Below are 7,023 nucleotides of genomic sequence, written 5' to 3'. Positions count from 1 at the left end.
CCTAAGACCCGGGGGACTAGCTGTCCGACTATCGTGGCGACCGCGGTAGAAGCCGTTGTTGGCGGCGTGTTCCGCTGCGGTGAGAGGCCCTCTAAGCGACCGATCTGATTCGGTCAAACCCCTTTTTCAAAAAAAGTTCATCTGAACGGCATTTTTTTGAAAAAGTACGCAATTGCGCGCCTTTCATGGATGAAGATGGGGGCGCTGCCGGCCATTTTCAAGGCATGGTGTCGGGCCCAACCGCAGATTTGCGCGGTTTGCAGAATTCGTGGCGAGCGAGCACGCCGGAATGTGCTTGCGCCTAGCCAATCTACCTCATGGAATGTTTACCGCGCCCCTCTTATGGATATTCCCGAGGGCTATTCGGGAGCGTCCCGAAGCTATCCAGCGAAAGAGGCGTTCGCATGCCGGTGCCGGCAATCAGCGTTGCAATGAGTGTCTACAATGCCGAGCGCTTCCTGGCCGACGCCATTGATAGCGTACTCGGGCAAAGCTTCGCGGATTTCGAATTCCTCATCGTCGATGACGGATCGACCGACGGGTCCGCAGACATCATCTGCGCCTATGCCGGACGCGACGCGCGCATTCGCCCGGTCATTCGCGAAAACCGCGGCCTGATCGCCAGCCTCAACGAATTGCTCGAGCGCGCGCAGGCCCCGCTCTTTGCGCGGATGGACGCGGACGACGTCTGCCTGCCCGAGCGCTTCGGCGCACAGCACACCTTCCTCGAGGCCCATCCCGACTATGGTGTGGTCGGGACCTGGACTCTCGACATCGACGAAGCCGGCAAGCCGTACCGCCTGCACGGCCGCGACCATCCCGTCGACCACGCCTCCTTCCTCGAAGCCATCGAGAAGGATCAACCGCTCATCTGCCATCCGGCAGCCATGATGCGACGCGACGTCGTCCGCTCGGTCGGGGGATACCACGCGGCCTTTCGCCACTGCGAGGACTACGACCTGTGGCTGCGGCTCGCCAGTGTCACCCGGCTTGGCAACATACCCGAGCGATTGGTCCGCTATCGCCACTATGACGAGCAGGTCTCGAGCCGCCACATCACGGAACAGCAGATCGGCGCCGCCATCGCCAAGACGGCCTACCGGGAACGATCGGCAGGACGACCCGACCCGACCGCCACCCTTGCGCAACTGCCCTCGCTGGACACGCTCGACGCTCTGTTCGGACGCGAGGGCACCGCGCGCGAGGTTCGCCGCCAGGTCGCCCCCAACTTGCTCTATTCGCGCAAGGCGATGGCCGAGGACGGCTTCGCCCTGCTCTGCCAATATGTTCGCGAAGGTGGCCGCACCCCCGGGCTGTGGCGCGCGGCGGCCCGGCTTGCCGCTTTTGGCATGCCGCGCAAGGCCGCCCACCTCGCCGCGCTTCTGGCGCTGGGGTGAATTGCCCGATGTCCGACAATCCCGACATGACCGAAGCGCCCTCCCCCACGCCGGCGATGAGTGTGCGCGGAGCGGCCATCTGGGCGATGGCGAGCCAGTACCTCGCCTTCGCGCTCCAGTTCGCGAGCTCGGTGCTGATCTCGCGCTTCTTTTTGACGCCCGCCGAAGTGGGCCTGTTCTCGATCGCGATGGCGGCCGCATTGCTGGTTGCCGTGCTCCAGGATTTCGGGCTCTCGCGCTACATCTCCGGCTTACCGCGACTGGAGCACGCCGAAATAGAACGCTGCAGTTCGATCGCCCTCCTGTTTTCGCTGCTTGTGGCCGGTGTGGTCATGGCGCTGGCCTGGCCACTGGCCCGCCTTTACGCGATGCCCGACCTCGCACCGCTGCTGGTGGTCATCGGATCGAGCTACTTCTTCCTGCCGCTGGCCATCGTGCCCCTCGCGCTGATGGCGCGCGACATGCAGTTTCGTGGGCACTTCGCCGTCAATGTTGGCGGGGCCTGCGCGCAGGCAGGGGTCGCGCTCGGCCTTGCCGCGGCGGGTTATTCCTCGTTCGCACTGGCCTGGGCGACGGTCGCCTCGGGCCTGGCGCGCGGGACGATCGCCCAGATCCTGCGACCGGCCCTGCCCCGGCGCCTGCACCTGACCGGCTCCGGCGCGGTCTTCGCCTTCGGGACCCGCTCATCGGCGCTCTACGTTTCGGGAGCGCTGGGGACGCGCTCGCCGGACATGGTGGTGGGCAAGCTTCTCTCGCTCTCTGCGGTCGGTCTCTACAGCCGCGCGGTAAGCCTTTCCGACCAGTTCCAGATGCTGATCTCGGGCGCGATCGGATCGGTGCTCTATCCGGCCTTCGCGCGCATCCGCGATCGGGGCGAGGCGCTCGGTCCTGCGTACTTGCGCGTCTGCGCCGGCTATTCGGCGATCGTCTGGCCGGGCATGACCGGGCTTTCCCTTGCCGCCTTGCCGATCGTACGCATGCTCTATGGCGAGAGCTGGCTTGGTGTCGCGCCCCTGCTCTCGCTCGTCGCCTTCAACGCGACGCTGCATATCGCCTTGCCGATGGTGAGCGAAGTGCCGATCCTGCTGGGCCGGATGAACCGCCTGCTCGCCTACAACGTGATCGATACCGCGCTCTCGATCGGCCTTCTTGCGCTCGGCTGCCTGTGGGGCGTCGAGGGTGCGGCGGCCTCGCGGCTCGTCTACGGGGTGCTCTGGCTTGCCCTCTACTTCGGCTTCATGCACCGGCTCGTCGGCTTCGCAGTGTCGGACTGGCTGAAGCTCTATGCCAAGAGCCTGGCCGGCACGCTCGCGGCCCTTGCCCCGCTGACGCTCGCCTATCTCTTCTGGCACGGCCCGCAGACGATCACCTTCGGCCCCTTGCTCGCCTGCGTGCTCACGGGCGTTCTGTGCTGGCTGCTTGCGCTTCTTCTCGTGCGCCACCCGGTGCTCGGCGAGTTCTATGGCATGGCCCGAGGGATCCGCCTGCCCGTTCTCCAGCGCGCCATCGCCCCCGAGACGCGCCTCGGCGCGCTGCTGGAGAAGATGTGATGTCCCAAGACATCGCCCTCTCCGCCTGCCGTGTCCCTGCCGAATGCGGCCTTGCCCGCGACTGTCCGCGCCCGGAGGAACTGCGCAACGCACGCTACGCCGCGCAGTACGACTGGGACACGCTGTTCTACGACGTCTACCGCGCCGATCGCCAGGTCGTGTTCCAGGGGCCACCACTGTTCTCCTTCCTCGACCGGCTGCGCGAATCTTCGCCCTTCGATCGCGCTTTCGCGGGCCTCTTCCCCAAGGCCCGCCACGTGAGCACGAAGAAGCGGGGCGAGATCTGGCTGCGCAGCGATGCCGCGCACTTCACGCTCGACGGCGCGCTCGGCCGCCACGAGATCGCAGTCCAGCCCGATGGCGCCGAACTTTTCGCCGGTCGACGTGTTCTCACCACCTTGTCAAAGGACAACGACCCGGAGTGGATCGAGGACTGGATCCGCTTCTATACCCGCATCCACGGCGCCGAGGCCGTCCTGCTCTACGACAACGCCTCGAGTGCCTATCACTGGCGCACGCTCCAGGAACGCCTGCGAGCACGGTTCCCGGACATTCGTATCGTCGTCGTTTCCTGGCCCTTTCCCTATGGCCCCTCGGGCGGGCCCGCCGGCGCGGTCAACGGTGTGGAGGCGCCCTGGGACAGCGATTTCTGCCAGACCGGCATGCTCCAGCACGCCCGCTTCCGGTTTCTGCGCCGCGCACGCAGCGTTCTCAACCTCGACATCGACGAACTCGTCCTGTCCGATCGTGGCCGCTCGATCTTCGCCGCGACCGAAGCCAGCCGCTCCGGCTTCGTGAAGTTCGAGGGCTTCTGGATTTCCGCGACGACACCCTTGGCGCTTTGCGCCTCGGGCGCGCGGCATGCCGAGTTCTCCTGGCGCGATGGCCTCGATCCCACGGTGTGTCCTGCCAAATGGTGCCTCGTCCCGGCCAAGACCCACGCCCGGCGCCATTCGTGGTCGGTCCACAATCTCTTCGGTTCGCGCCACAACGCGCACATCTCGCGCGAATTCGCCTTTCGGCACATGCGCGCAATCTCGAAGGGGTGGAAGGAGCAACGCTGGGACGCCGTCGACCACGACCCGGCGCGCTTCACCCGCGACGCCGCGCTGGCCCGCGCTTTCGAGGACGCCGGGATGACCGGACGCGACATCGCCCCGCCCCCCTGATCGGAGAGCTTCGTTCACCAATTGGTGCTATAGTCCTCCTCGCGATACCGCCCGCCCCCTTAGGGATGGCACGACAAGGCGGATCGCATGAGAGGATGTCATGCTATCCAACCGCCCACTTTCCATCGTGGTCGCGGCGGCACTCGGGCTCGCCCTGCCTGCCCACGCCCGGCAAGGCGAGCCGCCGGCCAATGCCCCACCCGAGAGTTACGAGCTCCTGCAGGGCGATGCCGATCGCGATGCGCGCATGACGATCCCGGTCCTCGTCGAGGGCAGCGGCCCGTACCACTTCCTGCTCGACACCGGCTCGCAGGCAACCGTGCTTTCACAGCGCCTCGCCGGTGAGCTCGGCCTGCCGGCCGGCCCCTCCATCACCATAACCGGCATGGCGGGAACCCAGCTGGCGGCCACCGCCGAAGTCGACAACCTCGCCATCGGCTCGCTGCTGCTCGGCGGGCTTACCACGCCCTTGCTCGACTATGCGCATATCGGCGCCGACGGCATCATCGGCACCGACAGCCTTCAGGACCGGCGCGTGCTGTTCGACTTTACGACGAACCGCATTACCGTCAGCGAAAGCATCGCCCCCCGCGCGGACAAGGACTACGAGATCGTGGTGCGTGCGCGCAGCCGCTCGGGGCGGCTCGTCATGACACACGCACGGATCGGGAGAGTTACCGTACGCGTGGTGATCGACACCGGCTCGAGCACGAGCGTGGGCAACCTCGCCCTGCGCCGCGCGCTGAAGGAGAAAGTTCTCGGCCAATTGCAGCTCGAGAGCGTGACCGGGCATCAGCTCCAGGCCGAGTACAGCCTTGGGCAAAAGCTGACGATCGGCGCGATCCAGGTCGAGAACCTCTTCCTCGCCTTTGCCGACGGCCCTGCCTTTCGTGAACTGGGGCTCGACAAACGCCCCGCAATGTTCCTGGGAATGCGCGAACTGCGCGTCTTCCAGCGCATCGCGATCGACTTCCATCGCAACACGATCCTCTTCGACTTGCCCGGATGATCGCCGCGACATGCCGCCGGCAACCAAAACGAACGTTTGCAGCGCGGCACCGGGTCCCTAAATAGCAACGATGCCTCCCGATACCGCCACTGAAATGCCCCAGGCCCGCCACGACGGATGGCGCACGCTGCTGCGCTTCCTTCCCTACTTGTGGCCACGCGACAATCCTGGCCTGCGCCTGCGCATCGTCATCGCCTGCCTGTTCATCCTCGCCTCCACGGCCACCCAGCTTCTGCTGCCCTACCTGCTGCGCTGGGCGGTCGACGCGATGGGGGCAAGCGGGCCCAAGATGGTGCAGCTCGTGCTCTGGACGGTGCTCGGCTACGCCGCCGGACGCCTGCTCCAGACCGTCTTCGACAACATGCGCAACATCGTCTTCGAGCGGGTCGGGCAGGACGCCACGCGCGCGCTGGCCGAGAACGTCTTCGCCCAGCTCCACCGCCTGTCGCTGCGTTTCCACCTCTCGCGGCGCACCGGCGAGATCACCAAGACCATCGAGCGCGGCACCAAGAGCATCGACACGATGCTCTACTTCATGCTCTTCAACATCGCGCCCACCGTGCTCCAGCTCACGATCGTCGCGGTGATCTTCTATTTCAACTTCGGGCTCGGGCTCGTCGGTGCGACGGCGCTTGCGATCGTCGCCTACATCTGGGTCACCCGAACGATCACCGAGTGGCGCACCGCGCTGCGCCAGAAGATGAACCGCCTCGACGGGCAAGCGCTCGACCGTGCGGTCGATTCGCTGCTCAACTACGAGACGGTGAAGTACTTCGGCGCGGAAAAGCGCGAGGAAGCCCGCTACGCGGCGGCAACACGCGAATACGCGCAGGCCGCGGTCAAGAGCGAGAACTCGCTGGGCTTCCTCAACATCGCGCAAGGCATGGTAACCAACCTGCTGATGGCCGGGGCGCTCGCCTGGACCGTCTGGGGATGGTACAAGGGCGACTACACCGCCGGCCAGCTGGTGTTCGTGCAGACCTATCTCACCCAGCTGTTCCGCCCGCTCGACATGCTCGGCATGGTCTACCGCACCATTCGCCAGGGCCTCATCGACATGGCCGAGATGTTCCGCCTGCTCGACACCGAAGTCGAAGTGCCCGACCGCCCAGGCGCCCCCGCACTGGCGATCCGCGAGCCGAGCGTGACTTTCGAGAACGTGGTCTTCGGCTACGAGCCGGGCCGCACGATCCTCAAGGGCCTCTCCTTCCACGTACCCGGCGGGCACAACGTGGCGCTGGTGGGCCCCTCGGGCGCGGGCAAGTCGACGATCGCGCGGCTGCTGTTCCGCTTCTACGACCCGACGCAAGGGCGCATCCTCATTGACGGGCAGGACATCCGCGAGGTGACGCAGGCTTCCCTGCGCGCCGCCATCGGCATCGTCCCGCAGGATTCGGTGCTGTTCAACGACACCATCGGCTACAACATCGCCTACGGGCGCGACGGTGCCGGATCGCAGGACGTGGAAGCCGCCGCCCGCGGTGCCGCTCTCATGGGGTTGATCGAGCGCCTGCCGCAAGGCTTCGACACCGAAGTGGGCGAGCGCGGACTCAAGCTTTCGGGCGGCGAGAAGCAACGCGTGGCGATCGCGCGCACACTGGTCAAGAACCCGCCGATCCTCATGCTCGACGAAGCCACAAGCGCGCTCGACACGCGCACGGAAAAGGACATCCTGGCCACACTCGACCGCGTCTCGAGGAACCGCACCACGCTCTCGATCGCCCATCGGCTGTCGACGATTGCCTCTTCGGACCGCATCCTGGTTCTCAGCGAAGGGCGCCTCGTCGAAACCGCAAGCCATTCCGAACTGCTGGCGCTTGGCGGGCTCTACGCCGAGATGTGGGCCCGCCAGGCGATCGAGGCGACCGACCTGAACGAGACGCCCGAACTCGCCTGAT

The 7,023-nt window shown here is 66.1% G+C and carries 5 protein-coding genes; all 5 read left to right on the top strand.

Features of this window, described 5'->3' with window-relative positions; genetic code table 11:
* Positions 1–404: 404 nt before the first annotated feature.
* Positions 405–1,397, top strand: a complete 993-nt coding sequence (locus HT136_RS02535; protein ID WP_214197450.1) for a glycosyltransferase — start codon at positions 405–407, stop codon at positions 1,395–1,397.
* An 8-nt stretch (positions 1,398–1,405) separates the two neighbouring features.
* Positions 1,406–2,947, top strand: a complete 1,542-nt coding sequence (locus tag HT136_RS02530) for an oligosaccharide flippase family protein (protein WP_246543286.1) — start codon at positions 1,406–1,408, stop codon at positions 2,945–2,947.
* Positions 2,947–4,116: a hypothetical protein gene (locus HT136_RS02525; protein ID WP_214197447.1), complete on the top strand. Its 1,170-nt coding sequence runs from the start codon at positions 2,947–2,949 to the stop codon at positions 4,114–4,116. The genes HT136_RS02530 and HT136_RS02525 overlap by 1 nt, the downstream gene beginning before the upstream one ends.
* A gap of 100 nt (positions 4,117–4,216) precedes the next feature.
* On the top strand, positions 4,217–5,125 hold the full coding sequence (locus HT136_RS02520) for an aspartyl protease family protein (RefSeq protein ID WP_214197446.1): 909 nt from the start codon (positions 4,217–4,219) through the stop codon (positions 5,123–5,125).
* A gap of 70 nt (positions 5,126–5,195) precedes the next feature.
* Positions 5,196–7,022 carry an ABCB family ABC transporter ATP-binding protein/permease gene (locus HT136_RS02515; RefSeq protein WP_214197444.1) on the top strand — a complete coding sequence of 609 codons (1,827 nt, stop codon included), beginning with the start codon at positions 5,196–5,198 and terminating at the stop codon, positions 7,020–7,022.
* Position 7,023: the final 1 nt, after the last annotated feature.

Source organism: Novosphingobium profundi (genome assembly GCF_018491765.1).
GTDB lineage: Bacteria > Pseudomonadota > Alphaproteobacteria > Sphingomonadales > Sphingomonadaceae > Novosphingobium > Novosphingobium profundi.
This window is presented reverse-complemented; position numbering and strand designations above follow the sequence as displayed.